The organism is Rhodococcus sp. IEGM 1354 (assembly GCF_030056855.1).
Classification (GTDB): Bacteria; Actinomycetota; Actinomycetes; order Mycobacteriales; family Mycobacteriaceae; genus Rhodococcoides.
On sequence record NZ_JASHKT010000001.1, the window covers coordinates 237837 to 264184 of the forward strand.

At 64.7% G+C, this 26348-nt stretch carries 27 protein-coding genes; 11 read left to right on the forward strand and 16 right to left on the reverse strand.

From position 1 onward, the window contains the following. The first annotated feature begins 128 nt into the window (after positions 1-128). Positions 129-941 (forward strand): MerR family transcriptional regulator, encoded by an 813-nt coding sequence (locus QM588_RS01200; protein WP_283310964.1) that lies wholly within the window; start codon positions 129-131, stop codon positions 939-941. Positions 942-944: 3 nt separating this feature from the next. Here QM588_RS01200 and QM588_RS01205 read toward each other — a convergent pair whose 3' ends face one another. Next, positions 945-1763 carry a DUF2786 domain-containing protein gene (locus QM588_RS01205; RefSeq protein ID WP_283310965.1) on the reverse strand — a complete coding sequence of 273 codons (819 nt, stop codon included), beginning with the start codon at positions 1761-1763 and terminating at the stop codon, positions 945-947. Positions 1764-1951: 188 nt separating this feature from the next. On the opposite strand from QM588_RS01205, the gene QM588_RS01210 reads away from it, so the two are divergent. The 4 genes from QM588_RS01210 to QM588_RS01225 are packed head-to-tail and all read left to right on the forward strand — an operon-like array spanning position 1952 to position 5281. Then, positions 1952-3232 carry an ABC transporter substrate-binding protein gene (locus QM588_RS01210; protein WP_032370043.1) on the forward strand — a complete coding sequence of 427 codons (1281 nt, stop codon included), beginning with the start codon at positions 1952-1954 and terminating at the stop codon, positions 3230-3232. Positions 3233-3246: 14 nt separating this feature from the next. Next, positions 3247-4293 carry a carbohydrate ABC transporter permease gene (locus QM588_RS01215; protein WP_283310966.1) on the forward strand — a complete coding sequence of 349 codons (1047 nt, stop codon included), beginning with the start codon at positions 3247-3249 and terminating at the stop codon, positions 4291-4293. Continuing rightward, a complete protein-coding gene (locus QM588_RS01220) occupies positions 4290-5111 on the forward strand; it encodes a carbohydrate ABC transporter permease (RefSeq protein ID WP_032367661.1) in 822 nt (273 codons plus the stop codon). Before QM588_RS01215 ends, QM588_RS01220 begins: the two co-directional genes overlap by 4 nt. Continuing rightward, on the forward strand, positions 5108-5281 hold the full coding sequence (locus tag QM588_RS01225) for a hypothetical protein (protein WP_283310967.1): 174 nt from the start codon (positions 5108-5110) through the stop codon (positions 5279-5281). Before QM588_RS01220 ends, QM588_RS01225 begins: the two co-directional genes overlap by 4 nt. On the opposite strand, the gene QM588_RS01230 is transcribed toward QM588_RS01225, so the two are convergent. Continuing rightward, positions 5265-6149: a LysR family transcriptional regulator gene (locus QM588_RS01230; protein WP_283310968.1), complete on the reverse strand. Its 885-nt coding sequence runs from the start codon at positions 6147-6149 to the stop codon at positions 5265-5267. The two genes, QM588_RS01225 and QM588_RS01230, sit on opposite strands and share 17 nt — an antisense overlap. Continuing rightward, a complete protein-coding gene (locus tag QM588_RS01235; RefSeq protein WP_283310969.1) occupies positions 6140-6559 on the reverse strand; it encodes an MmcQ/YjbR family DNA-binding protein in 420 nt (139 codons plus the stop codon). Before QM588_RS01235 ends, QM588_RS01230 begins: the two co-directional genes overlap by 10 nt. Positions 6560-6667: 108 nt before the next feature. Between QM588_RS01235 and QM588_RS01240 the strand changes: the two genes are divergently transcribed. Then, on the forward strand, positions 6668-7018 hold the full coding sequence (locus tag QM588_RS01240) for a nuclear transport factor 2 family protein (RefSeq protein ID WP_283310970.1): 351 nt from the start codon (positions 6668-6670) through the stop codon (positions 7016-7018). A gap of 141 nt (positions 7019-7159) precedes the next feature. Here QM588_RS01240 and QM588_RS01245 read toward each other — a convergent pair whose 3' ends face one another. Continuing rightward, positions 7160-8242, reverse strand: coding sequence for an inositol-3-phosphate synthase (locus tag QM588_RS01245; protein ID WP_032392609.1), 1083 nt, complete (start codon positions 8240-8242; stop codon positions 7160-7162). Then, positions 8235-8825 carry a PadR family transcriptional regulator gene (locus QM588_RS01250; protein ID WP_027495058.1) on the reverse strand — a complete coding sequence of 197 codons (591 nt, stop codon included), beginning with the start codon at positions 8823-8825 and terminating at the stop codon, positions 8235-8237. Before QM588_RS01250 ends, QM588_RS01245 begins: the two co-directional genes overlap by 8 nt. Before the next feature lie 212 nt (positions 8826-9037). Between QM588_RS01250 and QM588_RS25770 the strand changes: the two genes are divergently transcribed. Next, the gene (locus QM588_RS25770) at positions 9038-9163 is read left to right on the forward strand and encodes a DUF4235 domain-containing protein (RefSeq protein ID WP_283310971.1); all 126 of its coding nucleotides are present in this window, start codon (positions 9038-9040) and stop codon (positions 9161-9163) included. An 11-nt stretch (positions 9164-9174) separates the two neighbouring features. Here QM588_RS25770 and QM588_RS01260 read toward each other — a convergent pair whose 3' ends face one another. Together QM588_RS01260 and QM588_RS01265 are read right to left on the reverse strand one after the other, a co-directional pair. Further along, positions 9175-10017: a DUF1707 SHOCT-like domain-containing protein gene (locus tag QM588_RS01260; RefSeq protein WP_283310972.1), complete on the reverse strand. Its 843-nt coding sequence runs from the start codon at positions 10015-10017 to the stop codon at positions 9175-9177. Between the two features lie 25 nt (positions 10018-10042). Continuing rightward, positions 10043-10858, reverse strand: coding sequence for a DUF1707 SHOCT-like domain-containing protein (locus tag QM588_RS01265; RefSeq protein WP_283310973.1), 816 nt, complete (start codon positions 10856-10858; stop codon positions 10043-10045). 99 nt (positions 10859-10957) lie between these two features. Between QM588_RS01265 and QM588_RS01270 the strand changes: the two genes are divergently transcribed. The 3 genes from QM588_RS01270 to QM588_RS01280 all read left to right on the forward strand — a co-directional run bounded on the left by QM588_RS01270 (position 10958) and on the right by QM588_RS01280 (position 15688). Further along, entirely contained in the window at positions 10958-11389 is a 432-nt protein-coding gene (locus QM588_RS01270) for a DUF5318 domain-containing protein (RefSeq protein ID WP_027495064.1), read from the forward strand. A 267-nt stretch (positions 11390-11656) separates the two neighbouring features. Then, positions 11657-14128: a transglycosylase domain-containing protein gene (locus tag QM588_RS01275; protein WP_442972845.1), complete on the forward strand. Its 2472-nt coding sequence runs from the start codon at positions 11657-11659 to the stop codon at positions 14126-14128. A gap of 111 nt (positions 14129-14239) precedes the next feature. Then, positions 14240-15688, forward strand: a complete 1449-nt coding sequence (locus QM588_RS01280; protein WP_283311771.1) for a glycosyltransferase family 87 protein — start codon at positions 14240-14242, stop codon at positions 15686-15688. On the opposite strand, the gene QM588_RS01285 is transcribed toward QM588_RS01280, so the two are convergent. From QM588_RS01285 to QM588_RS01325, 9 genes are all read right to left on the reverse strand, one after another. After that, a complete protein-coding gene (locus QM588_RS01285) occupies positions 15663-16895 on the reverse strand; it encodes a TerD family protein (RefSeq protein ID WP_228139318.1) in 1233 nt (410 codons plus the stop codon). The two genes, QM588_RS01280 and QM588_RS01285, sit on opposite strands and share 26 nt — an antisense overlap. Before the next feature lie 90 nt (positions 16896-16985). Next, positions 16986-17213, reverse strand: a complete 228-nt coding sequence (locus QM588_RS01290; RefSeq protein WP_027495068.1) for a helix-turn-helix domain-containing protein — start codon at positions 17211-17213, stop codon at positions 16986-16988. Then, positions 17213-17812 carry a DUF2975 domain-containing protein gene (locus QM588_RS01295; protein WP_283310974.1) on the reverse strand — a complete coding sequence of 200 codons (600 nt, stop codon included), beginning with the start codon at positions 17810-17812 and terminating at the stop codon, positions 17213-17215. Before QM588_RS01295 ends, QM588_RS01290 begins: the two co-directional genes overlap by 1 nt. Before the next feature lie 84 nt (positions 17813-17896). After that, positions 17897-18631, reverse strand: coding sequence for an ESX secretion-associated protein EspG (locus QM588_RS01300; protein WP_283310975.1), 735 nt, complete (start codon positions 18629-18631; stop codon positions 17897-17899). Between the two features lie 2 nt (positions 18632-18633). Then, positions 18634-20031 (reverse strand): PPE domain-containing protein, encoded by a 1398-nt coding sequence (locus QM588_RS01305; RefSeq protein ID WP_283310976.1) that lies wholly within the window; start codon positions 20029-20031, stop codon positions 18634-18636. A 39-nt stretch (positions 20032-20070) separates the two neighbouring features. Beyond that, positions 20071-20874 carry an HAD family hydrolase gene (locus QM588_RS01310; protein ID WP_283310977.1) on the reverse strand — a complete coding sequence of 268 codons (804 nt, stop codon included), beginning with the start codon at positions 20872-20874 and terminating at the stop codon, positions 20071-20073. Beyond that, positions 20871-23204, reverse strand: coding sequence for a phosphoribosyltransferase (locus tag QM588_RS01315; protein WP_283310978.1), 2334 nt, complete (start codon positions 23202-23204; stop codon positions 20871-20873). Before QM588_RS01315 ends, QM588_RS01310 begins: the two co-directional genes overlap by 4 nt. Further along, positions 23201-24349 carry an HpcH/HpaI aldolase/citrate lyase family protein gene (locus QM588_RS01320; protein ID WP_283310979.1) on the reverse strand — a complete coding sequence of 383 codons (1149 nt, stop codon included), beginning with the start codon at positions 24347-24349 and terminating at the stop codon, positions 23201-23203. The genes QM588_RS01315 and QM588_RS01320 overlap by 4 nt, the downstream gene beginning before the upstream one ends. A gap of 29 nt (positions 24350-24378) precedes the next feature. After that, positions 24379-25458 (reverse strand): hypothetical protein, encoded by a 1080-nt coding sequence (locus QM588_RS01325; RefSeq protein WP_283311774.1) that lies wholly within the window; start codon positions 25456-25458, stop codon positions 24379-24381. Positions 25459-25678: 220 nt separating this feature from the next. Here QM588_RS01325 and QM588_RS01330 point away from each other — a divergent pair, with 220 nt between their 5' ends. Then, on the forward strand, positions 25679-26254 hold the full coding sequence (locus tag QM588_RS01330) for a TerD family protein (RefSeq protein ID WP_027495074.1): 576 nt from the start codon (positions 25679-25681) through the stop codon (positions 26252-26254). Positions 26255-26348 lie beyond the last annotated feature (94 nt).

Genomic DNA, 26348 nt, shown 5'->3' on the forward strand with positions numbered 1-26348 from the left:
CGTCCCCATCCCGCCGCCCCCATTTCCCGCAAACGCGCGCGCGTTTGCGGCGGCCTCGGCTACATCCGGCGTCACCCCTCCCCCTGGAGAGTCGAGTCTCCCCCACGGGGAGGGGCGAGAATGTGGGCATGAACGGATTGCTCACGATCGGCGAGTTCTCTCGAATCACGCATCTGTCGGTGAAGACCCTGCGTCGCTATCACGAGTCGGGTCTGCTCGAACCTGCGACGGTCGACGACCACTCGGGCTACCGGTACTACGCCACCGATCAGGTCGGGGTCGCGCAGATCATCGGTCGATTCCGGAAGATGCAGATGCCGGAGCGGGAGGTGCGGGCAATCGTGCAGACACCCGATCCCGATGCTCGCGCTCGACTGATCACCGAACATCTCACTCGACTCGAGCGCCAGTTGGACGACACCAGATCAGCCGTGACGGCGCTGCGACGATTGCTCGATCCCACTCCGCCCGCGATCGATGTCCGACGCATTCTCACTAAACAGTGCTCTGTCGCAGCAATTTCCGAGGTGGTCGACGTGTCCGACGTATCGGGCTGGTATTCGGACGCGATGGCCGAGATCGACGCGGTCGTGTCCGACACCACCGGGCCACCGGGTGGGTTGTACGAAAACGAGTTGTTCACCGACGGCCGCGGAGTCATGACGGTGTACGTGCCGACCGCAGATGCGTCGTCCGTGGGTCGGGTTCGGCCGTTGACGCTGCCTCCTGTCGAACTCGCGGTGACGGTTCACCACGGACCCCACGACGACATCGACGTCACCTATGGCGCGCTCGGCGTGCACGTGGAGACCAACGGCCTCGCCATTGCGGGACCGGTTCGCGAGGTCTATGTCGTCGGGCCGCGGGATACCGAGAATTCGACGCTCTGGCGTACCGAGATCGGATGGCCGGTGTTCACGGCATCACCGGCGGCACCGTAGAAGTCAGCGGCCCAGTTGCCGACTTGCGCCACCGATTTCTGCGTGGGCACCGATCTTCGCGTTCCGGCCCGCTCGATCGCCGGCCTTGCGTGCGCCCTCCGAGTACCCGGCGTTCGCACTCTGGCCTCGCCAGTGCCCGCGTGCGGTGGACGTCTGTCGGTAGTAGTCGCGTAGCTCGATCTCCTTGTCTCGCAACACCAGGGCGGTACCGGCACCGGAGCTCTCCTGCGCGATGGCCTTGGCCTCGGTGTCCTTCTTGACCTCCGCGAGCCGTTGACCGATGCGCGACGCGAATGCCGTCTGGAAGTTCAGACGTGCCGTCACGGCGGCGACGGGCACTTCCTCGCGTCGGGTGTAGCGGCGACGATTCTTGACCTCGGTGACGGTGCGGATGGCCGTCTCGGATTTGTAGGCACCGGACTTGATGTACGCGTCCGACGCTCGGACCATCTGAATCAGCAAAGAGGAGTACAGGGCCTCGGTGGTCTCGATGTCCGAGTCGAAACCGTAGGCGAACACCTGCGTCGACGATCTGGCGACGTCGCACTGCACATCGTTCGCATGAGCGATGGCGACGAACAGTTGAACGTAGGTCTTGAGTCCACGCTTGCCCGGTTCACCGATGGGGATGACCTTCTGGCTATGCGTCGCCTGCCGTTCGCGGGATGCGCTGTGCGAACGCGCCACCGCGAGATCCACCGACGCCGACGTGGCCAAACGCTGCGCGGCCTCCATGAAGGCCTCGGCCTCGTGGGGGTTGTCGGTGGACTCCGCCTGACGCAGCAATCCGCCGATTCGCGTCAGCATCTTGTCCGAACTCATGAGCGAAAGGGTACCGGGCACCTCCGACACGTCCGGGTTGACCGATTCAGGAACTCGATAATGACCCCTGCGCGGTGAGTTGTGTGCCACAGTACCCATCGACATATGTGTCGGGGGAGCATCACAGCACGATTCTGCGTGCCCATCTCCGGGCGCATACCACCGCGTAGAAGTAAGTGGAGAGAACAATGGCGTCTTTGATCACGAAGGTGGCAGTGGTTGCGACAGCAGCCACGCTGCTGACGCTCACCGGATGTTCGAGCGACAGCGGTTCGAGCGGCGATTCGGGTGCTGCATCCGAAAATGCCGACGGCCGTGGACCTATCACCTATGTAGAGGGCCAGGACACCACCGAGACCGGTGTCGTCCAGCAGATCATCTCGGAGTGGAACGCCGCCAACCCTGATCAGCAGGTCACCTTCAAGGAGCAGTCCGCCGACGCCGATCAGGCCCACGACGACTTCGTTCAGCAGCTCCAGGCGCAGCAGAGCGACTACGACGTCATGGCACTCGACGTCGTCTGGACCGCCGAATTCGCGGCCAAGGGCTGGCTCGTCCCGCTCGAGGGCGAATTCGCACTCGACAACGCAGGCGTTCTACCCGCGACCGTCGCGAGTGCGACCTACAACGGCAAGCAGTACGCCGCGCCGAAGAACACCAACGGCGGACTGCTCTACTACCGCAGCGACCTGCTCCCCGAGGCACCCACCACCTGGGCCGAGCTCACCGAGGACTGCCAGGTCGCTCGCGACAACAACATCGACTGCTACGCAGGGCAATTCGCGCCTTACGAGGGTCTGACGGCCAATGCGTCGGAGATCATCAACGCGCACGGCGGATCGATCGTCGGCGAAGACGGCAAGACCCCCACCGTCAACAGTCCCGAAGCCAAGGCCGGACTGCAGACTCTGGTCACCGCGTTCGAGACCGGCGTCATCCCGGCCCAGGACACCACGTTCAAGGAGTCCGACAGCCAGCAGGCGTTCCAGGACGGAAAGACACTGTTCCTGCGCAACTGGCCGTACGTCTACGGCACCGCCGCAGAAGAAGGTTCGGCTGTGGTCGGAAAGTACGCGGTCGCACCGCTTCCGGGCGTCACCGGAGTGGGCACCTCGACGCTCGGCGGATACAACGCCGCGATCAGCGCGTACTCCGAGAACAAGGCCACCGCGGCCGACTTCCTGCGATTCATGCAGGGCGAGAAGGCCCAGCGCATCATCGCCGAGGGTGCTTTGCCGCCCGTGCTCTCCTCGTTGTACGACGATCCCGCACTGATCGCCGCGATGCCGTACCTTCCCGCATTGAAGGCATCCATCGAGAATGCCGTTCCGCGTCCCGTCACTCCGTTCTACCCGGCCGTTTCGAAGGCCGTGCAGGACAACGTCTCTGCCGCCATCAAGGGTGAGAAGAGCGTCGACCAGGCGATCACGGACATGCAGGCCGGTATCGAAACCGCCGGCGCCAACTGATTTCGGGAGAACCAATGGCTGTACCTGCTGGTGTGACCAGTGGGGCCGCCGCAACCACCGCGGCCGGGGGCTCGTCCCCCGGCCGCGGTCGGCATGTGCGGTCCAAGAACAAGCGTTTCGGCCTGACGCAGGGTCGGGCCTGGCTGTTGATCGCACCGACGATGGTGATCCTCGCGATCGTCATCGTCTACCCGGTGGTCCGAGCCCTCGTGATGTCCTTCTCCAAGGATCCCGGTCTCGATCCCGCCACCGGTATGTTCGTCACCGGCGGCTCTGCCGGTTTCGACAACTACACGCACTGGATTCTGCAGCAATGCACTTCGGCGTCGGGCACGTTGGTGCCCTGCCCGCCGGGGACGCTCGGTTCTCAGTTCTGGGGCGCCGTCGGCAACACCGCGTTCTTCACGGTCGTGACGGTGTCCATCGAGGTCGTCATCGGCTTCGGAATGGCCGTCATCATGGGTAAGACCTTCGCCGGACGCGCCCTGTTGCGCGCGGCGATCCTGATCCCCTGGGCGATCCCGACGGCGGTCACGGCCAAGCTCTGGTACTTCATCTTCGCGTACGACGGCATCGCCAATCGCATTCTGGGAACCAACATTCTGTGGACCGGCGACGCGTGGCCCGCTCGTTTCGCCGTCATCATCGCCGACGTATGGAAGACGACGCCGTTCATGGCGCTGTTGATCCTGGCCGGGTTGCAGATGATTCCCGCCGACGTCTACGAGGCTGCTCGCGTCGACGGGGCGTCGGCGTGGCAGCGGTTCACCAAGATCACGCTGCCGTTGGTCAAGCCCGCGTTGATGGTGGCCATTCTGTTCCGCACCATGGACGCGCTGCGTATGTACGACTTGCCCGCCATCCTCACCGAGGGCAATCCTGCCACGCGGACCATCTCGATCCTGGTGGTGGATCAGATCCGGCAGGGCTTCAACAGCGCTGCGTCGTTGTCGACCATCTCGTTCATCTTCATATTTGTCGTGGCGTTCATCCTGGTGAAGTTTCTCGGTGCCAATGCCGTTGCCACTCAGGACAATCAGCGTAAGGGGCCCGGCCGATGAAGCAGGCTCGCATCTATCTCGGTGTCGTCGTCATTCTCGTCTGGGGACTGGCACCGTTCTATTGGATGGTCGTCACCGCATTCCGCGACCCGCGCTACACCTTCGATACGACGCCGTGGCCGACGCACGTCACGTGGGAGAACTTCGAGAACGCGTTGTCGACGGCGAACGGCAACAACTTTCTTCGTGCGGTGGGCAACAGTCTGATCGTGGGCGGCGCGACCACGCTGATCGCGTTGGTCATCGGCATCTTCACGGCATACGCGCTCTCGCGCATCGACTTTCGCTTCAAATACGTGGTGACGGGCATCATCCTGGGTGCGTCGATGTTCCCCGTCGTCGCACTGGTGACCCCGCTGTTCCAGTTCTTCACCAACATCGGCTGGATCGGCAGCTACCAGGCGATGGTCATCCCCAACATCTCGTTCGTCCTACCGCTGACGATCTACACACTGGCGGCGTTCTTCGCCGAATTGCCATGGGAACTCGAAGAAGCCGCGCGGATCGACGGCGCCGGGCGATTCCAGGCGTTTCGGCTGGTGATGCTCCCACTCGCCGCACCGGCCCTGTTCACCACCGCGATCCTGGCGTTCATCGCCGCGGTCAACGAGTACCTGCTCGCGAGCCAGCTCTCGAGTGACAAGACCGAACCGGTGACCGTGGCCATCGCGCGGTTCACCGGCAACGATCCGCTCGTAGTGCCATATGCCGCGATCATGGCCGCCGGCACCATCGTTGCGATTCCGCTGGTGATAATGGTGCTGCTGTTCCAGCGCCGCATCATCTCCGGACTGACGGCGGGCGGCGTCAAGTCGTGACGGCGCAGGACCACCTTCAGCTGCTCGCGGGGATCCTCGGGTTCTTCGCGCTGGTAGCTCTCGGTTTCGCCGTCGCCGGGATCGTCGGAGGAAATCCCGGCGTGCTGCCGTCTGTGGCGTTGCTCGGTCTGCTGGTGGCGCTGTGGTTCGTCGTCAAGAAGATTCGCTGAAACTCGTCGTCGCCACGGACACCAGTTCGGTCAGTGCCGGACTCATCGCGCTGCGCCACACCAGGGCCAGCAGGGCGGCGGTGTGCGAGTCGGTCAGCTCGACCGCGACGAGCCGGTTGCCGTAGAACTCGGCCATCGATCGGCTGAGGATCCCGACGCCGAGACCGCGAGCTGCGAGGTCGGCCACCGCGTCAGGTGCGCTGGCCTGCAACGTGATCGATGGTGACAGACCAACCCCGGCACAGTCTCTGTCGAACACCGCACGAATGCCGGTGCCCAGCGGGAGAGCGACTATCGGGTACTCGCACACCTCGGCGAGGGTCGCGTCCTTCTGCTCCGCCAGCGGATGCTTCGTCGGAACGGCTGCGACGATCCGCTCGTCGATCACCACCATCGACTCGAGTCCGGTGGGGGTCCGAGCAGCGATACCGACCAACGCAAGATCCAGCTCGCCGGATCGAACATCCGCGATGAGCTGATCCGAATTATCCTCCCGCAGAGCGAGTTCGACGCCAGGATGACCAGAGTGGAAGCGCGCCAACGCGTCGAACAGTTGTGGGACGGTGCAGGCGGTCACCATACCGATGCTCAGGGAGCCGCGCAGTAGCCCGGTTACGTCGTCGACGGACTGTTTGACGGATCCTGCTGCGGCCAGTGTGGCGCGAGCCTGCGGCAGAGCAGCCTGGCCGGCTGTGGTCAATGTGGCTGTGCCACCGGATCTGTCGATCAGCTCGGCACCGAGCTCCCTTTCGAGCGCCCTGATCTGAGCGCTGACACCGGATTGGCTGATGTGGACCCGGGCAGCGGCGCGGGTGAAATTCGCTTCCTCGGCTACAGCGACGAAATACTCGAGCTGCCTCAGTTCCATTGCTGTACTCCCAGATCGGGGCCCTCGCCGGCGTCGAGTCGGGCTATCACGCGCTTCGGTGCGGTGAGCCGGTAGCTGCAGTCGATCAGTTCGGCGGCCTCGGCCCAGACATCGCTGTCGGGATCGGACAGGTCGAATCCCACCCAGCCTGCGGGTCCGAGGTAGGCGGGATGGAAGTAGCGCGGCTCGAGTTCGCAGGCCCGCTGCTCTTCGGCGCTTTCGCACTTGACGAGGATCGACATGTCGAACTGGTCGCCGCCTTTGACGCCGCCGCCGAAGTAGACGAACACCGAGGTTGTGCGGAATGTTGGCCTGCCGTGCGAAATCTTCTCGGTCACGTCGGGATACGCGAACGCCAGAGCGCGAACGCGTTCGAGAACCGGATGCTTCGAGGTGGGATCGATGGCCACGCGAGAACCATAGCGCGTCTCGCCTAGCTGCGGCTATGAGTAAAAGTTCTGACGATCATATCGACCAACTGTTGGACTTCTGACCGGGCCGGTTCGAGACTCGAAGGCATGACACAGACACCCGAAGAAATTGCAGCAACCTACTTCGAGGCCTGGAAGGCGGAGGACTTCGACACTCTGGCGTCGATCCTGCACGAGGACGCAACGTTTCGCGGTCCACTCGGCACGGCCGACAGCGGCGAGGAATGCGTGGTCGGGTTGAAGGGAATGTCGCAGATCGTCACCGACATCGATATCGCGCACGTATTCGTCGATGGCCCGAACGTGTTGACGTTGTTCGACCTGCACACGTCGATCGCACCCCCGGCCCCCACCGCGAACTGGCAACGAATCGAAGACGGCAAAATCGTGGAAATCAGGGTGACCTTCGATCCGCGCGCCATCCTCGAGGCGGGATAGACGAACGCCCGCCGGTACTCAATGTGACATTTGGTGGCCCTTTCGGGGGTCAATGTCACATCTAGTGGACCGGCGGGCGTGTGGGTAGTGGTGCGGACGAGTGCCCCTGGGGGCACTCAATCACACCACTGCCGCAGGCACTTACGCGTCGATGATGAACGCTTCCAGCTGTTCGCGAGCGACGTCGTCGGCAAGCTGCTTCGGCGGGCTCTTCATCAGGTAGGCCGAGGCGGGGATGACCGGTCCACCGATGCCGCGGTCCTTGGCGATTTTCGCGGCGCGGACTGCGTCGATGATGACGCCGGCAGAGTTCGGCGAGTCCCAGACCTCGAGCTTGTATTCGAGGCTCAGGGGAACGTCACCGAAGGCGCGGCCTTCGAGGCGGACGTAGGCCCACTTGCGGTCGTCGAGCCAGCCGACGTGGTCGGACGGTCCGATGTGGACGTCCTTGGCGTTGAATTCCTTCTGCAGGTTCGACGTGACGGCCTGGGTCTTGGAGATCTTCTTCGATTCGAGGCGGGTGCGCTCGAGCATATTGAGGAAGTCCATGTTGCCGCCGACGTTGAGCTGCATGGTGCGGTCGAGCTGCACGCCGCGGTCCTCGAACAGCTTCGCCATGACGCGGTGGGTGATGGTGGCACCGACCTGGCTCTTGATGTCGTCGCCGACGATGGGGACGCCTGCGTCGGTGAACTTCTTGGCCCAGACGGGGTCGGAGGCGATGAAGACGGGGAGGGCGTTGACGAAGGCGACGCCTGCGTCGATGGCTGCCTGTGCGTAGAACTTGTCGGCTTCTTCGGATCCGACGGGGAGGTAGGACACGAGGACGTCGACCTTGGCGTCACGCAGTGCCTGTGCGACGTCGACTGCTTCGCCGTCGGCTTCGGTGATGGTCTCGCGGTAGTACTTGCCGAGGCCGTCGAGGGTCGGTCCGCGCAGGACGTGGACGTCCTTCGGGGGCACGTCGGCGATCTTGATGGTGTTGTTCTCGCTGGAGAAGATGGCCTCGGAGAGGTCGAAGCCGACCTTCTTGGCGTCGACGTCGAACGCGGCGACGAACTCGACGTCGCGGACGTGGTACTTGCCGAACATGACGTGCATCAGGCCGGGAACGGTGGCGTTCTCGTCTGCGTCCTTGTAGTACTCGACACCCTGGACCAGGGATGAGGCGCAGTTGCCCACACCCACAATGGCCACGCGGATTGCGTTGTTGTTCTCACCCATGGTCGGGTTCTCCTTCTGTCTTGACTGTCCTGTTTGGTGCTGTGTGGGACGGTGCTGGGTTGGGGGCGGCTTGCTCGGCTGCGATGACTTCGTTGAGCCAGCGCACCTCGCGTTCGCTCGATTCGAGACCGAGCTGGTGGAGTTGCCGGGTGTAGCGGTCGAGAGTTCCGTTCGCCTTGGCCACAGCGTCGCGGAGGCCTTCTCGGCGCTCCTCGACCTGGCGTCGTCTGCCTTCGAGAATGCGAACCCGAGCTTCTGCCGGGGTTCGACTGAAGAAGGCCAGATGTACGCCGAATCCGTCGTCGGTGTAGTTCTGCGGTCCGGTGTCGGCCACCAGTTCGGCAAATCGTTCCCTGCCGAGGGGGGTGAGCACGTACACCCGTTTTGCTCGTCTTTTCACGAGCAGTTCGGGACCGGCGTCCTCGGCGATGAGCCCGTCGGTTTGTAGTCGACGGAGTGCCGGGTACAGCGATCCGTACGAAAACGCGCGAAATGCTCCGAGCAGGCCGGTGAGCCGCTTGCGAAGCTCGTAACCGTGCATGGGTGATTCGAGAAGCAGTCCGAGAATTGCGAGTTCGAGCATGCAACTCCCCCTTCTCGAATCCAACGATCACATCCTGGCGATGCGATGAGCCACACTATCGGAGAATGTATCGCGCCGATACATGAAGTGACAAACCAATGGCCGGTTTCATCGGGTGAATCGGCATTCTCGGACGTCTTTTCCGGTGTTCTTCGCGGGTATCGACACGGGACGGCACCACCCCGAAGGATCTGCTTCGCTCCGTCCGAGAGGTGCTGATCGCGGCAGCCGTCCACGGTGCGGTGTTCGGCGTCGTCAAGGCCGCAGTCGACAGGCAGGGCTACCGAATACCGCGCCATCACGCACGAGAGCCCGAAATGGCTGCCGCAACGCAGTAAGTTCGCGCCGTCTAGCGGTCGACCGAGACGATGTTGCCCGCGAAGTCCGCTTCGACGCGGCCTCCCTGGTCGTCGTCGTTGTGTGCGGTGATCGAGATGCGCTGCTCACCGCGGGAATCGGTGATCATGACGTACTCGACGGCGGCGTCCGGGACCCCGACGGCGTCGGGCGTTCCCGCCACGAGGCCTGCCAGAACCCCGGAGTCGATTGTGGCCCAGTCGAAGAGTGCATCTTGGGCCCCGGGTGCCTCGGTCTCGTGATAGACCTCGAACCCCCCGGAGACGAACACCCGCTCTCGTCGGCCCTCTGCCGTCGGGCGATAGACATCGGCACGGTTGCCGTCCATCTGGACGAACACCTCGAGAACCTGCGAACTGCCGAAACGTTCCACGTAGCGTTCTCGAAAATCGTCGAGTCCGGCTGCGGTGTCGAAAACGAAGGGGCGGGCGATGATCGGCGTGACGTCGACCGGCAGGTCCATCGGCACGGTGGGGGCGACGCTGCGCGTCGTCGTGGACGCAACGACGGCAGCAGCCGGAACCGGTTCTTCGCCGGTCCTGGTCGACAGAAACACCACCAGCCCCACAGTCACGACGACGACCGAGCCGAGTGCCAGCACCAGCCGGTTCTTCGGTTCGGGTGTCCGCGGCGGTGGTTCCGGAAGGTCGATGTCGATTTGTAGGTCGGAGACCAGTCGTCGCAGATCGCGCAGGGTGATGGCTACCCGCGCACGTTCGCTGCGGAGCCGGTGCTCGTCGAAGGTGAGCTGGCCGTCGGCGTACGCGGAATCCAGAACGGTGGCGGTCAGCGCGCGGTCTATGTCGCGAGCGCGAAAATCGGGTCGCTGTGCCATCCTGCGGGCTTCCTTTCCGGACTGATTAGCCGAACGAAAACGGCGTGACACGCAGGAAGTTGCCTGCGGGATCGAATAGGAGAGTTCCGCTTTCCTGGTCGGTGTTCTCGGCGGACACGGATATCTGCGGGCCGTTGTCGCTGCCGCTGAAGCTCACGTTGTAGCTGTCGACGCGACTCATGTTCAGGCTCTCGGCAGCCCCCGCGATGATCCCCGCTGCCTTCGTCAGATCGACCGTCGCCAGGTCGATCTGAGGTTCGTCGAAGTCGCGAGTGCTCGAAAAGTTGTCGTCGTAGTCGTCGATGACGCCGTCGCGATAGGTGTAGCTGACTTGCTTCTGTGGCACCCCGGGTGCGGGTGCCGAGATAACGGCGTAGTCGTCGTACAAACCGAGTCGGTCGACAACAGACGTGCCGATCTTCTGTTGCAGTGCATCGACGATGTCCACCACGACTGCGGGATTCTTGTAGCCTGCCGCCCCGAGGTCCGATACGGAGTCATCTGTGTTCGAGCACGCGCGAATGCCGAAGGTGAGCGCCACGAGTGCGGCAACCGCAGGGACGGCGACTGTCATGAAGCCCAGGCGTGAGCCCTTCGCCGTCGTGATCGGATGCGCGAACTCGATCGGGTCGGCCATCGGCGGTAGATCGGTGTCGTTCTGAAGGTCCTCGATGAGGGCGTGCAGATCGGCGATCGTTTCGGCTTCCTTCGCCAGATCGATCCTTGCTGCGTGCTCGAAATCGGACAGCTGGCCGTCGGCGAGTGCCTCGTCCAACGTGGCGCAGGTATCGGTGCGATCCGCATCACGCGCTCGCGTACTGGGTGACAGTCGCGTCTGCACAGGTGGAGCATAGTTTCTCGGCCGGGAAATGGGGGTCGTTCGTCGTCCAGGCGGGGATCGCAGGTCTCCATCGACACGGCCGCACGTACTCTGGTTCTCGTGCGACTTCAGCGACAGGTGGTGGACTACGCCCTTCAGCGTCGGTCGCTGCTGGCCGAGGTCTACTCCGGTAGGACGGGCGTGGCAGCGGTCTGCGATGCAGATCCCTATCTTCTTCGTGCCGCCAAGTTCCACGGTCGCGGCAGCGACGTGGTGTGCCCGATCTGCCGAAAAGAACAGCTCACGCTGGTGTCGTGGGTGTTCGGTGAGAAGCTCGGACCCCTGTCCGGCTCGGCGAGAACGGCCGACGAACTCGGTCGGCTGGCTGCCACCCAAGAGGAATTTTCGGTCCATGTGGTCGAGGTCTGCCGCTCGTGCAGCTGGAATCACCTCGTCCAGTCCTACGTCCTCGGGGCCGTGCCCGCACCCAAGCAACCCCGTCGCCCACGATCGGGATCACGTCAACCGAACCGTCGAACTGCGAGTGAATGACACAATCGCTTCGCTGAACCCAGCCACCGAGAATTCGACGCGGCCGCCGAGATTACTGGAGATTCGTACGTGAGTTCCCCCTACGACAACAACCCGGGTAACAACGAACCTGGCCGTAGCGACTCCGGACGGCGCCCCGACGTGCCCGGACCACCGCGCGGCAGCCGCCATTCCGATCCGCCCGGACGTCGTCCGGTACCCCCACCGGGCCAACGTCCGGTGCCTCCTCCGGGTCAGCGCCCCGGCCCTCCTCCTGGGCAGCGTCCGATGCCACCGCAGGGTCGACCGCCGATGCCTCCTCCGGGACAGCGTCCGGGACCGCCTCCGGGCCAGCGCCCCGGCCCTCCTCCTGGGCAGCGTCCGATGCCACCGCAGGGTCGACCGCCGATGCCTCCCGCCGGCCAACGCCCGGGTCCGCCTCCGGGCCAGCGGCCGATGCCACCGCAGGGTCGCCCGTCCGGTGACGGTCGCTACGCCGCGGCAGGTGTCACCCGATCGGGATCCGTCCCGCCGCCACACGAACCGAACGATCCATCAGCTAGTTCCTCGGGCAACGAACCGCCCGAGCCCCCCGAAAGAGGTTCCGCCGCGAAAACGAAGAAGAAGTCCAAGTGGCGGGTAGTTCGACGCACGTTGTATGCGTTGGTCGCCTTGTGCCTGATAGTGCCGATTCTGCTTTTCATGGTGGCGTACACGCTGGTGGACGTCCCGCGGCCCGGTGACCTCAGGACCAATCAGGTTGCGACGATCTTCGCCTCCGACGGGTCGAGCGTGCTCGGCAAGGTGGTGCCACCCGAGGGCAACCGAACCGATGTCACGATCGACCAGATTCCGGAGCACGTACGTAACGCCGTGCTCTCGGCGGAGGATCGCGACTTCTATTCCAATCCCGGGTTCTCGGTGACCGGCTTCGGCCGTGCTCTGCGCGACAACGTGCTCGGACGTGACAGCGCGGGCGGCGGTTCCACGATCACCCAGCAGTACGTCAAGAATGCGGTGGTCGGCTCCGAGCGGACGTTGACGCGCAAGATGCGGGAGCTGGTCATCTCGTCGAAGATGGCTCGCCAATGGTCCAAGGACGACATTCTCGCGGCGTATCTGAACACCATCTACTTCGGTCGCGGTGCTTACGGCATCGCTGCCGCGTCGACGGCGTACTTCGGCAAATCCGTCGACCAGCTCTCCGTCGAGGAAGGCGCAGTACTGGCTGCGACCATCCAGCAGCCGTCCGGACTCGATCCGGAAGTCAACCCCACCGGTGCGCAGTCCCGGTGGAACTACGTGCTCGACGGCATGGTCTCGCAGGGCCAGCTCGATCCGACTCAGCGAGCGGCGATGCAGTATCCGCAGTGGGTCCCCATTTCTCAGGTCGATTCGGGTGATGCCGCCGACGCAGGTCCCAACGGTCTGATCAAGGCGCAGGTACTGCGTGAGTTGTCGGCTGTCGGGGTCAGCGATCAGGATCTGAACACCGAGGGTCTACAGATCACGACGACGATCGATCCGAGGGCGCAGGCCGCCGCGGTCGAGGCCGTGGACAACAACCTGCAGGGTGAGCCGTCGGAACTGCGGACGGCCTCGGTGTCGATCGATCCGCGCAGTGGCGCGGTCCGCTCGTACTACGGCGGCGCAGACGGTCGAGGATTCGACTTCGCGCAGTCCGGGTTGCAGACCGGATCGTCGTTCAAGGTGTTCGGCCTCGCCGCTGCCTTGGACCAGGGAATTCCGCTGTCGAAGATGTACGACAGTTCCTCGCTGGACGTCAACGGCATCCAGATCAGCAACGTCGAGGGCGAATCCTGTGGCACGTGCACCATCGCCGAAGCCCTCAAGCGGTCGCTGAACACGAGCTTCTACCGCATGATGCTCGGCATGGACAACGGCCCGCAGGCAATCGCGGACATGGCACACAAGCTCGGTATCCCGCAGGAGATCGAGGGCGTCGGCCCCACGCTGACCGAGCCCGACAACGCGGGCCCGAACTACGGAATCGTGCTCGGCCAGTACCAGTCGCGGGTGATCGACATGGCCTCGGCCTACGCCACACTCGCAGCCTCCGGCGTCTACCACACCCCGCACTTCGTGCAGAAGGTCGTCACGGCCGACGGCACGGTGTTGCTCGATCGTGCACCCGAGGCAGGTCAGCAGGTCGTCTCGCCGGCGGTGGCCGACAACGTGACCTCGGCGATGCGTCCGATCGCCGGGTACTCCAACGGTCACAACCTTGCGGGTGGTCGTCAGTCGGCGGCCAAGACCGGTACCGCGCAGCTCGGTGATACCGGGCAGAACAAGGACGCCTGGATGGTCGGGTACACCCCGTCACTGTCGACGGCGGTGTGGGTCGGTACCGAGCAGGGCTTGCCGCTCGAGAACAGTTACGGCGGTCCGATCTACGGATCGGGCATACCGTCGGACATCTGGAAGGCGACGATGGACGGCACGCTCGAGGGCACCTCGAACGAGACGTTCCCGACGCCCGAGGCCATTGCGGGGCAGGCAGGCGTCCCGCAGTACTCGGCACCGGCCGCGCCGACCACGACGGTGGCACCGTCCGCGCCGCCGCCCGTGACTCTGCCGATTCCGACGGAGATCTCGCCGCCGGTGGTCATCACGCCGCGGCAGGTCGAGATTCTGCCGGGCGTCACCATTCCGCTGCCGGGTCTGGCCCCGGCTCAGCCCGCACAGCCACCGGCAGCCCCCGAGCCGGCAGCCCCCGAACCGGCGACTCCCGGCCGGTAGCACCGAACGGTGACGACCGAACCCGAGCGCAAGGGCAGAGCCCTTGCCAGTCCTGGTCGCCTGGACACGGCGAGTGCAACGGACCGTGACGCACCCAGCCGTACCGATCCGATGACCGAGGAACTGTCCTCGGTCATCGGCGGGCCGGTGGGCGCGCACGCTCTTCTCGGTCGGCAACGATGGTTCACTGCGCTGCGGGTCATCCTGTTGCTCGCGGTGGTCTTTCTCTGCTTCGGTTGGTTCGCCAAGGCGGCGTGCATTCAACAGGCACCGGTGGGTCCGAACGGTGAACTCGGACTCGACTGGAGCGGCAGTCGCCAGTACGTGGCGATGTGCTATTCGGACACCGTGCCGCTCTACGGTGCCGAGCGGCTCGACCAAGGCGCGTTTCCGTACAAGAAGTCCTGGGAAGAAACCAAGGCCGACGGGTCGAGTCAGATCCGGTACATGGAGTACCCGGTGATTGCCGGCCTGTACCAGTACGGTTCGATGGTCGTCGGAAAGGCTTGGAACTCATTGAGTTTCCTGCCGCAAGCCCTGCCTGTGGTCGTCTACTTCAACGTCGTTGCTCTGGGATTGGCCGTCGCGTGGCTGGTCACCGTGTGGGCGACGGCGATCTCGGCGGGACGACGCATCTGGGATGCTGCCCTGGTAGCTGCCTCACCGCTGGTGATCGTGCATGGATTCACGAACTTCGACGCTCTCGCAACGGCATTCGCTCTCACCGGTCTGCTGGCCTGGGCCAAGAAGCGGCCCGTACTGGCCGGTGTATTGCTGGGCCTCGGCGGGGCCACCAAGCTCTACCCGTTGCTGTTCCTCGGGCCGCTGCTGGTGTTGTGCTGGCGGGCCGGGCGGATGCGCGAGTGGGGGCTGACCGCAGTGGCTGCCCTCGGTGCCTGGCTTGCGGTCAATCTTCCACTGGCCCTGCTGTATCCGACGGGGTGGTACGAGTTCTTCCGGCTCAATTCCGAGCGCGGAGCCGACCCCGACTCGCTGTACAACGTCGTCACCTCCTTCACCGGATGGACGGGCTTCGACGGCCCCCTCTATCCAGGGGACAAGCCGCTGGTTCTCAACGCAGTCACGCTGCTGCTCTTCGCCGTGGTGTGTGCGCTGATCGCATACATCGGTACGACGGCTCCGACCCGGCCGCGGCTGGCCCAGTTGGTGTTCCTGGTGGTGGCCGGGTTCCTACTGACCAACAAGGTGTGGAGTCCCCAGTACTCGCTGTGGCTGGTCCCTCTCGCGGTGCTGGCTCTGCCGCACCGTCGAATCCTGTTGGCGTGGATGACAATCGACGCGTTCGTCTGGTTCCCCCGGATGTACTACTACCTGGGCGTGGACAACAAGGGGCTGCCCGAACAGTGGTTCACCGCCACTGTGGTCGTGCGCGATATCGCAGTGATCGGCCTGTGCGCGTTGATCGTTCGGCAGATCTACCGGCCGTCGGAGGATCTCATTCGAAACGGCAGCGCCGTCGATCCGCTCGGTGGCGTGCTCGACGGCGCTGCAGACCGACCCGGTCGGCGTGCGGTCACATATAGCGGCCGAGCTGCTTGACGGCTTCACCGGCGTGCTTGGCCTGGATGCCGTCGCCGATGGCCTGTAGCTTCCATTCGCTGCCCTGGCGGTAGACCTTCGCCATCACCAAGCCGGTGAAGGGCATGCCGCCCTGGAGGGTGAAGCGGGCCAGCTCGGTGTTGGTGGTGTTGTCGACCAGCCGGCAGAACGCATTGGCGACCTGCTCGAACGTCTGGCCGCGGTACGAGGTGACCGTGAAGACGATGCCGGTGACGTGCTGGGGTACTCGCGTCAGATCGACGACGATGACCTCGTCGTCGCCCTCACCCTCGCCGGTCAGGTTGTCTCCCTTGTGCGTGATCGACCCGTCCTTGGCGTTGAGCTGGCCGTAGTACACGACATCGTTGACGTTGCGATCTGCCAGCATGATCGCCGACGCGTCCAAGTCGATGTTCGCCGCACGGCCCCCGCCGCCGAACAGTCCACCCTTCTTCGGGGTCGTCACCGGGTCCCAGCCGAGGCCCATGCGAATCACCGTCAGGGCCACGCCGCCGTCCTTGCGGAGAGTGACCTTCTGGCCCTTGGACAGACTGACGGGCTTGGACTTGGTGAGGCTGACTTCCGGAGCCTCGGAGCGAACCGGGGCGGGAGGCGCTGCAGGCGGAGCGGGAGGCGCGGCCGGGGCAGGTGGTGTCGGAGGCGCAGGCGGCGGGGTGGGTGCGGGAGCAGGCGCGTCGTCCACGGACACACCGTGATCGGTCACCAACGCGGCGAAACCACCCGCGTAACCCTGCCCGACGGCACGAACTTTCCAGCTCCCCTGACGGCGGTAGATCTCCAGTGCGATGACGATGGATTCGGAGCTCAGGCCGTCGATCGTGTACTCGTACAACACATTTCCCGCTGTGTCGCTGACTCGCGCGACCGGGGGTGCGGATCGGCCGAAGTTGCTCGACGCGTCGTCGAGGGTGATGACCGCACGGATCTGCTCGATGTCGGACGGAACAGCGCCGAGCGAGACGGCGAGCCGCGCCGGCCCGCCCTGCCCGGGTTCGAGGCGGACACCGGGGCCGGTCGGCTGATTGAAGAACACGAAATCGGCGTCCGTGCGCACCTTTCCGGCGTCGGTGACCAGAAGTGCAGACAGATCGGCCGGCACCGCCAGGGCGATGGACACGACGACGTCGCCGACGGTGAGGGGGCCGTTCTGACCCTTGGACAACGGTTGACCGGCCGGAGCAGACAATGTGGTGGACTCTCTCTCGAAGTGCTGGTTACCGTCATCCAATGTACTTGGTCGATTTGTCCGACTGATGTGACCGCGAAGGCCTATCGGTCAGATCTGGCGGAGAGTGAACAGGTCGCCAGGGGTGCAGCCGAGCACCCGGCACACCGCGGTCAGGGTGGAAAATCGGATGGCCTTGGCGCGGTCGTTCTTGAGTACCGACAGATTCACGACGCTGACCCCGGCGAGACGCGACAGCTCGGCGAGCGTCATGCCGCGGGCTTCGAGGATCTCGCCGAGATGACACACGACGAGATGGTCGACGAACTCCTCGGCCATCAGACCAGACCATCGGCATCGCGAGCGAGCTTGGAGCCCTGACGGAGCACTGCGTATACGAACTGCAGGACCACTGCGACGATCACGGCAAGCCAGAATGCGCCGAGGCTCCCTGCGGTATCGGTGACATCGGTCGTTTCGAGCGCGCTCTGAATGGCATTGGTACTCATCACTCGTAGGCCCCCGGTAATGACCGGGTACAAGACCAGGCAGACGGCAACCACAACCAGGTCGACGCTGGCGCGGGTGCTGAACGGAGTTTCCTCGATCACGTTGAGGAAGAACCGGTATGCGAAGAAGATCCCTATCAGAATGACGATTCCGCCGGCCACGATCTCGCCGTATCGCATGAAGTCGATCATCCCGATGAGCCTCTGGACGTCACTCTTGGCAACAGCGAGTTCGACGGCGTTGCCCGGCTGCAGCCGGCCGCCGAGCAATTCGATGGTCGGCGAGTTGTAGCGCGGCGTGACCACTGCGCTGACGTAATCCGAGGAGTGGTACTTCCAGGCCTTCCAGCCGGACCAGACCACTGCCGCTCCTGCGTAGAACACCATTGCCCATTTGTTGGCTCGTGCCGAACCCAGTCCGTATGCCATCCCGCCGCCTCCATATCGATAGTCGATAACAACGAATATCGATAACCTATCGAAAATCGATACGGTGTCAAGGGGTGAGCGGTGTCATCGGCGTAGGGCCGTCTCCAATTGCCGCCCGATTTCCGCGACGAACCGGGTGTGATCGGCGGGTACTACATCGATCGATGCGTGGGAACGAACGAGGTAGCGGCCGTCCCCGTCGAAGTCCATCCAGAAGAACGAGACGGCATCGGTATCGCGGCGGTGGTCGTAGGTGGCACCGCGCGCGACGATCACCTCGCCGACTGCCGATCGCGGTCGGGCGAAGAACGCCTCGAACTTCTCGTCCGCAGTCGCGTTTCGAGTAGCCGTGGACAGGATTGCGCCGCTCGATGTGGTTGCGGTGCAGGGATGTTCGAGCGTGTCGGCCGCACGGCGTCCGGCCTGCACGGTCGGCACGGAATCGGCGATCCGTACGGGGGCAGATGTCGGGGTCACCGTGTCGATCGTGACCGAACAGTCCGGCCCAGGTCGTTGGGTGAGGACAACCGCGAGATCGTGGGTCACCGCCGCATGAATACGTACCGGGCTCTGCCCTAGAGCGTCGGTGTCGCTTCGGCATTCGATGCGGACAACGGGGTCGATCACCACTGCGATGGCTGCCTCGAGCCGCTCGTCCACCAGCGTGTCGAGCCTTGCCGACGCTTCATGCCGCAGCCGTCGGAGCTGATCCTCGGTATCGACGTCGACGGTGACGGCCAGAGGGTAGGGCAGCCGATCCCGTCCGAATCGAGTGCAGAGCATCGCGAAGTCCATGCCGCGCATGGTCCACTGCGTCACCGTCAGCCGCCGAGCACCGGGGGTGCGACGAGTGGCAGGTCACCGATCAGTTCGCTGCCGTTGCCGACGTCGATCAAGTAGCCCGGGGTGGCGTGTTCGCCGTCGTTGTCGCCGGTGCCACGACCTCCCGCCGCGCCCATACCGCCCACCCCGGGCATACCGTGAGCCCCTGCTCGACCGGCCGCTGCCGCACTCGCGCCGCCCGGGCCGCCGCTGGAACCGCTGGAACCGATCGGCGACCCGAGAACAGAGCCGCCGTAACCTGCACCGGAACCCATACCGCCACCGGATCCGCCGCCTGAGCCGTTGAAGCTGGAGCCGCCGTAGCCCGAGCCGCCGTAGCCGGAGCCGCCGTAGCCCGAGCCGCTCTGACCTCCACCCAGGGAGCCTGCCCCCGAGGATCCGCCGGCTCCCACGTTGCTTCCGAGTCCCCCGGGTGCACTTCCGGTCCCCGGGCCACCGGCCGCGGCTGCCCGGGTTTCCCCGGACCGATCTGCAGGCGGCAACGTTCCGGATGGACTCGAACCCGATACCCCGGGGCCCGATTGTCCGGGCGCAGCGGCGCCGGCACCGGTCTGCTGCGCAGCCGACTGCGCTTCGGGATCTACGGTTCCTGCCGAGCCTGCACCCCCACCGGACGTCGCACCGCCGCTGCCGGCCGGAAAACTGCCTGCCGGGAAACCGCCTGCCCAGCCGCCGGTGGAACCACCACCTCCGCCGTCGACGGGATTGTGCGCCGTCGGCAGCACCGGAACGTTGGTGTCCGACAGCACCACGCCCGGTACGTACACCGATCGCATGATGCGACGCGCTTCGTTCTGCTGTTCCTCCTGCACTGCCGTCGCCGTTTTGGTAGCGAACGGAACGGGGAGCAGGGAACCGATCAGGGTGCTGCTCTCGGACGCGACGACCGGCGGCATTCTCGACTTGGTCTGCTCGAATCCTGCGTGTGCTTCGAGCAGCTTGTTCCCGATCAGACTCATCGACGTGGCCAGCGCGGACGCGGACGAGACGTAATCGCCTACGCCGCCGCGAACGGCGTCGGACATCGGCCCGGACCAGCCCGACGCCATGGCCGCCTCGATACCCGTTCGGAAGCCGTCGGATCCGGAGCCGGCGGCGGCCGAGAGGTCGTTCCAGTTCTGGGACGAGGTCGCGATGGGACCGATGGCCAACGACCCGACCATGCCCGCGATGTCCTCGTGCGACATCACCTCGAACGGTTCGGTGATCGTCACTTCGTTGGGTTCGTAGTCACCGCGGTAGTCGAATTCCCCGTTCGCTTTCTCGAACGCCTCCCCCAGCATGGTGCCGACGAGCTCGGGCCCCACGGGGGTGACGAATATGTTGGTGACTATCCCGTCGATCGTCGCTTCGAGTTCCTCGTACGGATTCGCCATGCCCACCCCTTGCCACGCGCCTGTCCCCCCGACGAACTGTTAGACGCGGTGCACAGTGGTTCGGTTCCGCAGCCACTCGAGAATTTCCTCGCTGGCCCGCACGCCGGAGGAATCGGTGACTGTCAACCCGGGCCGGGTGAACCCCAGCAGTTCGAGCTCGCCGTGCCGCGGCCGAACGGCCTCGTCGGCGGCCATGAGCATCTCGGCGTCGAGTGCGCCGTCACCGGCAGCGAACACGCCGGCCTCGGCATCCAGAGAACCGTCCTGAACCAGCCTGGAACGGACCTCGGCGACCGCAGAGCTCTTGCACACCGCGTTGGGCATCGTGTAGATCTTGCGACCCTGCTGGGAGACGTTCCAGTCGCGTGCCGCGCACCACTGCGACCAGTCCGAGACGAAGTCCGGCGGGACGGCGGTGACGTCGACGACGAGGTAGCAGAACAGGCCGTCGGCCTCGCGGTACTTGAGTACCCAGTCATCGGAGACCCTCGATCTCAATTCTGCGCCGATGCCGGCCAGGTCGAGATCGAAGCTGTTGCGCCAGGAGGTATCCGGCTCACCGTCGACGAGAATGTTGCCGCCGTTGCTGGTGATGGCGTACCGCCACGGGGCCCCCGGCAGGTCGATGCGCTGGAACTGTTCGATGGTCCGGGTCGTAGTCGGAACCACGGTGACGCTCTGGCTCAACCCGCGGAGCAACGACATCGACCGAGTGCTCATGTACGACAACGGTTTACCCTCGTACACCTCCACGCATTCGAACGTCTCGTCCAGTGGCACACCGAGCGCGCCCTCGGAGAAGATCATCGTGCGATCGAGGTCGACGGCGACGAGGGCGCTCACGAGGCATCCTCGGTGGAGACGTTCTTGATCAGACCCATGCACGAGTAGGCGAGGTCGGGTACCACGTCGACCGGTACTCCCCTGGCTTCGGCGAGCATCCGAATATGTTGGTGCTCGGGATCATTCGCGTCGCGTACCAGCACGCGCCACGGTACTCGGCGTAGCAGCACCCGCGTGGTCTCGCCGACGCCGGGCTTGACGAAGTTGACGTGCGAGATGCCGTACTCCTGGAGGACCTTCTCCACCGATGCCCATCCCGACCAGGTGGGGGTTCTGTCGGACGCGAGCACCGACGACACCGTCTCCGCGACCTCGTCACGCACGTCGTCGAATCGAGCTGCCACCGCGTCGAGTAGATGCCGTGAGACATCGTCGGGGGCGAGGTCCGAATAGTACTTCGCGCCGTGGAAGTCACCCGGCCGGATGAGACTGTCGTTGAGGACTGTTCGCGAAACGAGGCCCGAGACGGTCGAATTCAGGCAGGCCGACGCAATGAGAAAGTCGTCTCGGGTGCCGTAGGTGCGAGCGCAGTGTCCGGGATCGGCGAGCACGGCCAGATCGTCGTCGAACTCCGCCCCCGGGAAGTCGCGCAGCGCCGCCGTCAGTTCGCGTGCGATGGCACCTTTGCCGGTCCAGCCGTCCACGAACACCACCGAGCGTGAATCGTGGTGCTCGGCGAGGTAGCGCAGAGCGACGCTGTCGATACCCCGATCCCGCACGATGGAGACGGCGTAGTGCGGTATCTCGATGCCGTGGGCCGCAAAAGCCCAGCGCCGCATCAGAATTCCCACGGGAGTACCGGCCCGGGCCAGTGACGCGAGCACGATGTCGTGTCCGCGCTCGGCGAGCACCACCTCGGTGACGGTTCCGACGGCGACCGCCAGCCGCGCTGCACTCTCGTGCAGTACCTTCTCGAACAGTTCGCGATACGCAAGATCGGGTTGGTATTCCACCGGCAGCGATTCGGCGTAGTGCGCAGTGCCGGCCTGAATTGCCTTCTCACGCTCTGCCGTTGCCGCTTCCAGCGAGATCCCCGACAGGTCCTTGAGTAACCAGGTCACCTCGTCCGGCGCGTACGAGCCGAACTCGGGCCCACGCAGCGGGCGGGCACGCCTGGCGATCTCGAGCGCCCGCGGATCGGCACCGGTCACGACCACCACCAGCACGTCGGTGCCCGCCGCCGCGAGTGTCTCCGCCGCGGCGGTGAGTGCGTCGGTATCTGCGGGGGCATCGGCGACGAACACCAGGGTCGAGCCGGCCGCTGCGTCGGCGTTGTAGAGGTAGCGCAGAGAGGATTCGTCCTCGGGCGCTGCGAATTCGAAGCCCCGACGCAGTGGGTAGCCCGCCACGTCGAGTACGTAGGCGGGCGAACGGGTGGATGTCTGGAACAGTGCGCTGTGTCCGCGTCGTTGCAGCGCTTCCGCCAGGCGCAACGGTAGGTACATCAGCTCTTCGTGGCCGACGACCACGACCGCGCCCGAGTCGGGGAGTGACGCGTCGACGGTGGCCGCGACTGCCTCGATCGCGTCGTCGAACCCGGCCGCATCCGACCGGAGAAATCCGTGACGACCGCCGTCGGGTAGGGCTGCGGGCCAGTGCGCGTCGATGCGGCGTACCGAACCGGGCTGTGCAGCAACCGGATTGAACGTCGGGTCGGGCAGGTTCAGTACCGTCTCCACGAGCCCGGGTGCCAGCTCTACCGATCCCTGCGCGAGGCTGACGTTGTCGATCACGACGCCCAGTTCGGTGGCCGCTGCTGCGGTAGCGTCGAGATGTGCGGCGCTACGCATGTCGACCAGGGAGGCGATGACGTAGTGGGAACGCGCAGCCGTGGAATGGATCTGGCGAAGAGCGTCGAGTGCAGTGGCTCCGGTCGAGATCTCGTCGTCGACGAGAACGAGTGGTAGTTCGCCGCCGAGCAGATCGGCCGAGGTCGGCATCAGCAGATGGTCGGTGGCGTGCGAGTGCCCCTCCTCGAACTCTCCGTGTACCACCATGCCCGGTACCGTGCGGCGAGTCGAGTGCAGGTAGCAGCGCGCATCGAGGGCGGTTGCCACGGTGTGGCCCAATCCCGTTGCCGTTTCCGCAAATCCGAGGACGTCAACCTCCGAGCCGCCGACTGCCGCAGCCACCAGGGCGGCCAATTGCTCGCCGGCACCGATGACGACCTCCGGATCGACGGGTATGTGTTTTCCGAGCACAGTGGACACCAACAGGTGCGCTCGTCGAGGATTGCGGCGCAGGCCGGGACGCACCAGTTGCCGTGCCGTCCAGGACGACGAGGAGCCGGTGTCGGTCAGGACGATGCCGTCGGCCGGGTTGTCGGTCATCGCTGAGCCAGCGCTGTCAGGAGGTCCACGAATGTGATCCCTTCGTTGGTGACTCCGAACGCCCGGGCCCGGACCAATGTCTGCTTGGCCCAATTGCGGTGTGGCCCAAGCTCGTTCATTTTGTTCCGGTATCCGGAGGCTTGTGCGCCGCCCTGGTCGGACGCCAAAATGTCGAGGGCGTCGTGGTATTCCTCGTGCGTCACCGCGGACAATGCGTGGACGGCCGGAACGTGGGATGGATGGATGACGGTCTTGCCCTGGATGCCGTTGGCGCGGTCGAGGGCGACCTCGCGCAGCAGCGCGTCCAGGTCGCTGCTGACCAGTTGCTGCCGGAAGCGCACGGCTTCCTGATCGACGAACGGCGTCTGCCGCAGCAGTGGACGGAACATGCGTTCGTGGTCTGCGAAGTACTCCCACACCGGCCCGGTGATGACGAACCCCGATCCGTCGTTGCGGCCCAAGTGGTTGACGATGGCGCTGATGACGTCGGCGACAACACGAACGTCGTAGATCGTCAGGTCGCGGTCACGGCGAATACCGAAGGTGCCGCACATGTCGGTGGCTCCGATGCGGACGGCCAAGACGATGTCTCGGTACTGTGCCAGTAGCTCCCGGATGGCAACGAGTTCGGCGTCGCGTGTCTCGCGGTGGACCACTTCGGCCGACTCGAGAACCGGCATCGCCAACAAGCGTGTGTTGTGCGCGGTGGATGCGGCGAGTATCTCGTCGAGGTACTCGGCTCCGGTTGCGGAGGTGAACTTCGGCACGACGAATCCGGCAAGTCCTGCGGCCCCAGGAGCCAGGCCGGCGCAGACCGTCCGAATCTGTTGGGCCGTGCGGGCTCGGACGAACACCAGTGCTTCCGACCCCGAGAGTTCGTTCAGAGTTCGAATGGTGTTTTCCACCGCGTACTGCAGATCATGATCTGCGACTGCATCTTCGAGATCGATCACAATCGATCGAACGCCCTCGTCGGTGCGCTTGTGCACCGTCGCGGTCAGGTCCGCGCGGGTCGCGGGAATGTACAGCGTCGCGCCGAGTGCTGTTGCTACGACGTTGTTTCCGTCGCTGACCGCGATGTACTCCGGTTGCAGGAAGAACACGCGTTCGCGGGTGTCGGCGTCGAGATGGCGAAAGTGTTGCACCTTGATCCTTCGTGTGAATGCGGTCGGTGCTAGCTGCGCATGCGTTCGATCACGCCTGCGATGAAGTCCGAAATGGTAGCCAGATCCTGCAGATATGACCAGTAGTCGGGATGGGTACCCGTCAGTGCGTTGCTCGCCCTGTCGATCCGGGCGAGCTGAGCATCCAACACCGAGCCCCATTCGGCAACCAGACCGCGATTGATCGCGAGTTGTTGAGCGTCACGAAGTTTGAACCGGACCTTGTTCTCGGTCTCGCTCGGATCGGCTTTGACTGCGCGCAGCAGGCGAACACGATCGGTGACGGCATCGACCAGGTGCTCGGCATCGGTCAGGTGCGACCGGGCCTGGGCGACGAGATCCAAGGCTTGCTCGGGGTTGCCCGTGTCGAGAGCCGAACGTGCCGCTCGTAGATCCTCGTCGGCCTGCTCGATGTGGCGTGTGCTCGATCGTTCGTTGTGCGATAGATCTGCCGAGCTCTTGGCATTGAATTCGCGAAGCAGGCTCGAGAACGCCGGCGCGATTCCCTCGGATCTCGTTCGTACGGCTTCGATTCGGGTCCGCACCGAGACCAGTGCGGTTCGGGCCTCCTGCTGGCGTCCGGGAGCCGAGCGAACCGCCTCGCGCAACGCAGTGGACCTGTCACGGACGACGGCGGCCTGCTCTCGCGCTCGCAGCGGATCCCGTCGAACATCGTGCAATTGTGTTGTGGCGGAGTCCAGTTCGTTCCAGGCCTGCCGCAGTGATGGATAGGCGGCGTACTGTTCGTCGACCGTGGACCGCGCAGCGTCCGCCTCGGCCAGAGCGGCCTCCACCAGGCGCGGGGTGGCCGCGAACTGTGCCGAGGCGTGCTCGAGAGTATCGCGATGAGCCTCGTAGAAACGATCGACGGCGATGCTCGCGTCGTGGAGCAGCCGCGTCGCGTTGTCGAATGCCGACCTGGCCGTGGCAGTGGTGATTCCGTCGAACTGTTCGACGGCAGCGAGATACGCCGCTCCGGCGTCGAAACACAGCTTTTCGGTGTCGACCCATCGGCGGGCGAGTCCGTCCGCCGGACGCAGCGCGGTGGATGCCTCGACGCCGGCGGACGCGATGGACTGTCGCTTGTCCATGTCGAGAAAGGCGGCGACAGCGGCGTCCTGGGAACGACGCGCGGCGGCGTCCGATTCGGAACCTCGGCGAAACACCCCAGGCCAGCGACTTGTCACCTGTTCGATACTACCGACGGGAACCTCCGCATCACCGCGCTCGTTGGTCGAGTACGTCCAGAAACCGGACATTCCCACTACGGTTGTACCCGTAACGGGAAACCAATTGCGAAAGGACCTCTCAATGGGCGTCAGCCTCAGCAAGGGTGGCAATGTCTCGCTCACCAAGGCAGCACCGAACCTGACCGCGGTCGTGGTCGGCCTCGGTTGGGACATCCGCACGACGACGGGCACCGACTTCGACCTCGATGCCAGCGCCATCGCATTGAACTCGACGAAGAAGGCCCTGAGCGACGGGCACTTCGTGTTCTTCAACAACTTGAAGTCTCCCGACGGCTCCATCGAGCACACCGGGGACAACACGACCGGCGAAGGCGACGGAGACGACGAGCAGATCAAGGTCGATCTCGCCGCTGTGCCGCCGGAGATCGAGACCATCACGTTCCCCGTGTCGATCTACGATGCGGACGCTCGCTCGCAGTCGTTCGGTCAGGTGCGCAACGCGTTCATTCGCGTCATCAACCAGGCAGACAACTCCGAGCTTGCTCGCTACGACCTGAGCGAGGATGCCTCGACGGAGACCGCAATGGTCTTCGGTGAGCTGTACCGCAACGGCGCGGAGTGGAAGTTCCGTGCTGTCGGTCAGGGCTACGCGTCCGGACTCGCAGGCATCGCCCGGGACTTCGGAGTAAACGTCTAGTAAAGGCACTCCCAAGATTGGGGATACCCCCGCCTCGTCATTCATGATGGGCGGGGGTTTTTCCGTTTTTGTCCCCCAACTTGGTCGCGCCTGC

Coding starts and splice junctions, on each gene's coding strand:
- QM588_RS01275 (WP_442972845.1), top strand. CDS start 11,657: ATGCCACCGCAGGGTCGACCGCCGATGCCTCCTCCGGGACAGCGTCCG.
- QM588_RS01205 (WP_283310965.1), bottom strand. CDS start 1,763: ATGAGTTCGGACAAGATGCTGACGCGAATCGGCGGATTGCTGCGTCAG.
- QM588_RS01240 (WP_283310970.1), top strand. CDS start 6,668: ATGACACAGACACCCGAAGAAATTGCAGCAACCTACTTCGAGGCCTGG.
- QM588_RS01325 (WP_283311774.1), bottom strand. CDS start 25,458: ATGGACAAGCGACAGTCCATCGCGTCCGCCGGCGTCGAGGCATCCACC.
- QM588_RS01295 (WP_283310974.1), bottom strand. CDS start 17,812: ATGGCATACGGACTGGGTTCGGCACGAGCCAACAAATGGGCAATGGTG.
- QM588_RS01315 (WP_283310978.1), bottom strand. CDS start 23,204: ATGACCGACAACCCGGCCGACGGCATCGTCCTGACCGACACCGGCTCC.
- QM588_RS01230 (WP_283310968.1), bottom strand. CDS start 6,149: ATGGAACTGAGGCAGCTCGAGTATTTCGTCGCTGTAGCCGAGGAAGCG.
- QM588_RS01290 (WP_027495068.1), bottom strand. CDS start 17,213: ATGGCCGAGGAGTTCGTCGACCATCTCGTCGTGTGTCATCTCGGCGAG.
- QM588_RS01260 (WP_283310972.1), bottom strand. CDS start 10,017: ATGGCACAGCGACCCGATTTTCGCGCTCGCGACATAGACCGCGCGCTG.
- QM588_RS01245 (WP_032392609.1), bottom strand. CDS start 8,242: ATGGGTGAGAACAACAACGCAATCCGCGTGGCCATTGTGGGTGTGGGC.
- QM588_RS01305 (WP_283310976.1), bottom strand. CDS start 20,031: ATGGCGAATCCGTACGAGGAACTCGAAGCGACGATCGACGGGATAGTC.
- QM588_RS01280 (WP_283311771.1), top strand. CDS start 14,240: ATGACCGAGGAACTGTCCTCGGTCATCGGCGGGCCGGTGGGCGCGCAC.
- QM588_RS01215 (WP_283310966.1), top strand. CDS start 3,247: ATGGCTGTACCTGCTGGTGTGACCAGTGGGGCCGCCGCAACCACCGCG.
- QM588_RS01210 (WP_032370043.1), top strand. CDS start 1,952: ATGGCGTCTTTGATCACGAAGGTGGCAGTGGTTGCGACAGCAGCCACG.
- QM588_RS01330 (WP_027495074.1), top strand. CDS start 25,679: ATGGGCGTCAGCCTCAGCAAGGGTGGCAATGTCTCGCTCACCAAGGCA.
- QM588_RS01250 (WP_027495058.1), bottom strand. CDS start 8,825: ATGCTCGAACTCGCAATTCTCGGACTGCTTCTCGAATCACCCATGCAC.
- QM588_RS01200 (WP_283310964.1), top strand. CDS start 129: ATGAACGGATTGCTCACGATCGGCGAGTTCTCTCGAATCACGCATCTG.
- QM588_RS01220 (WP_032367661.1), top strand. CDS start 4,290: ATGAAGCAGGCTCGCATCTATCTCGGTGTCGTCGTCATTCTCGTCTGG.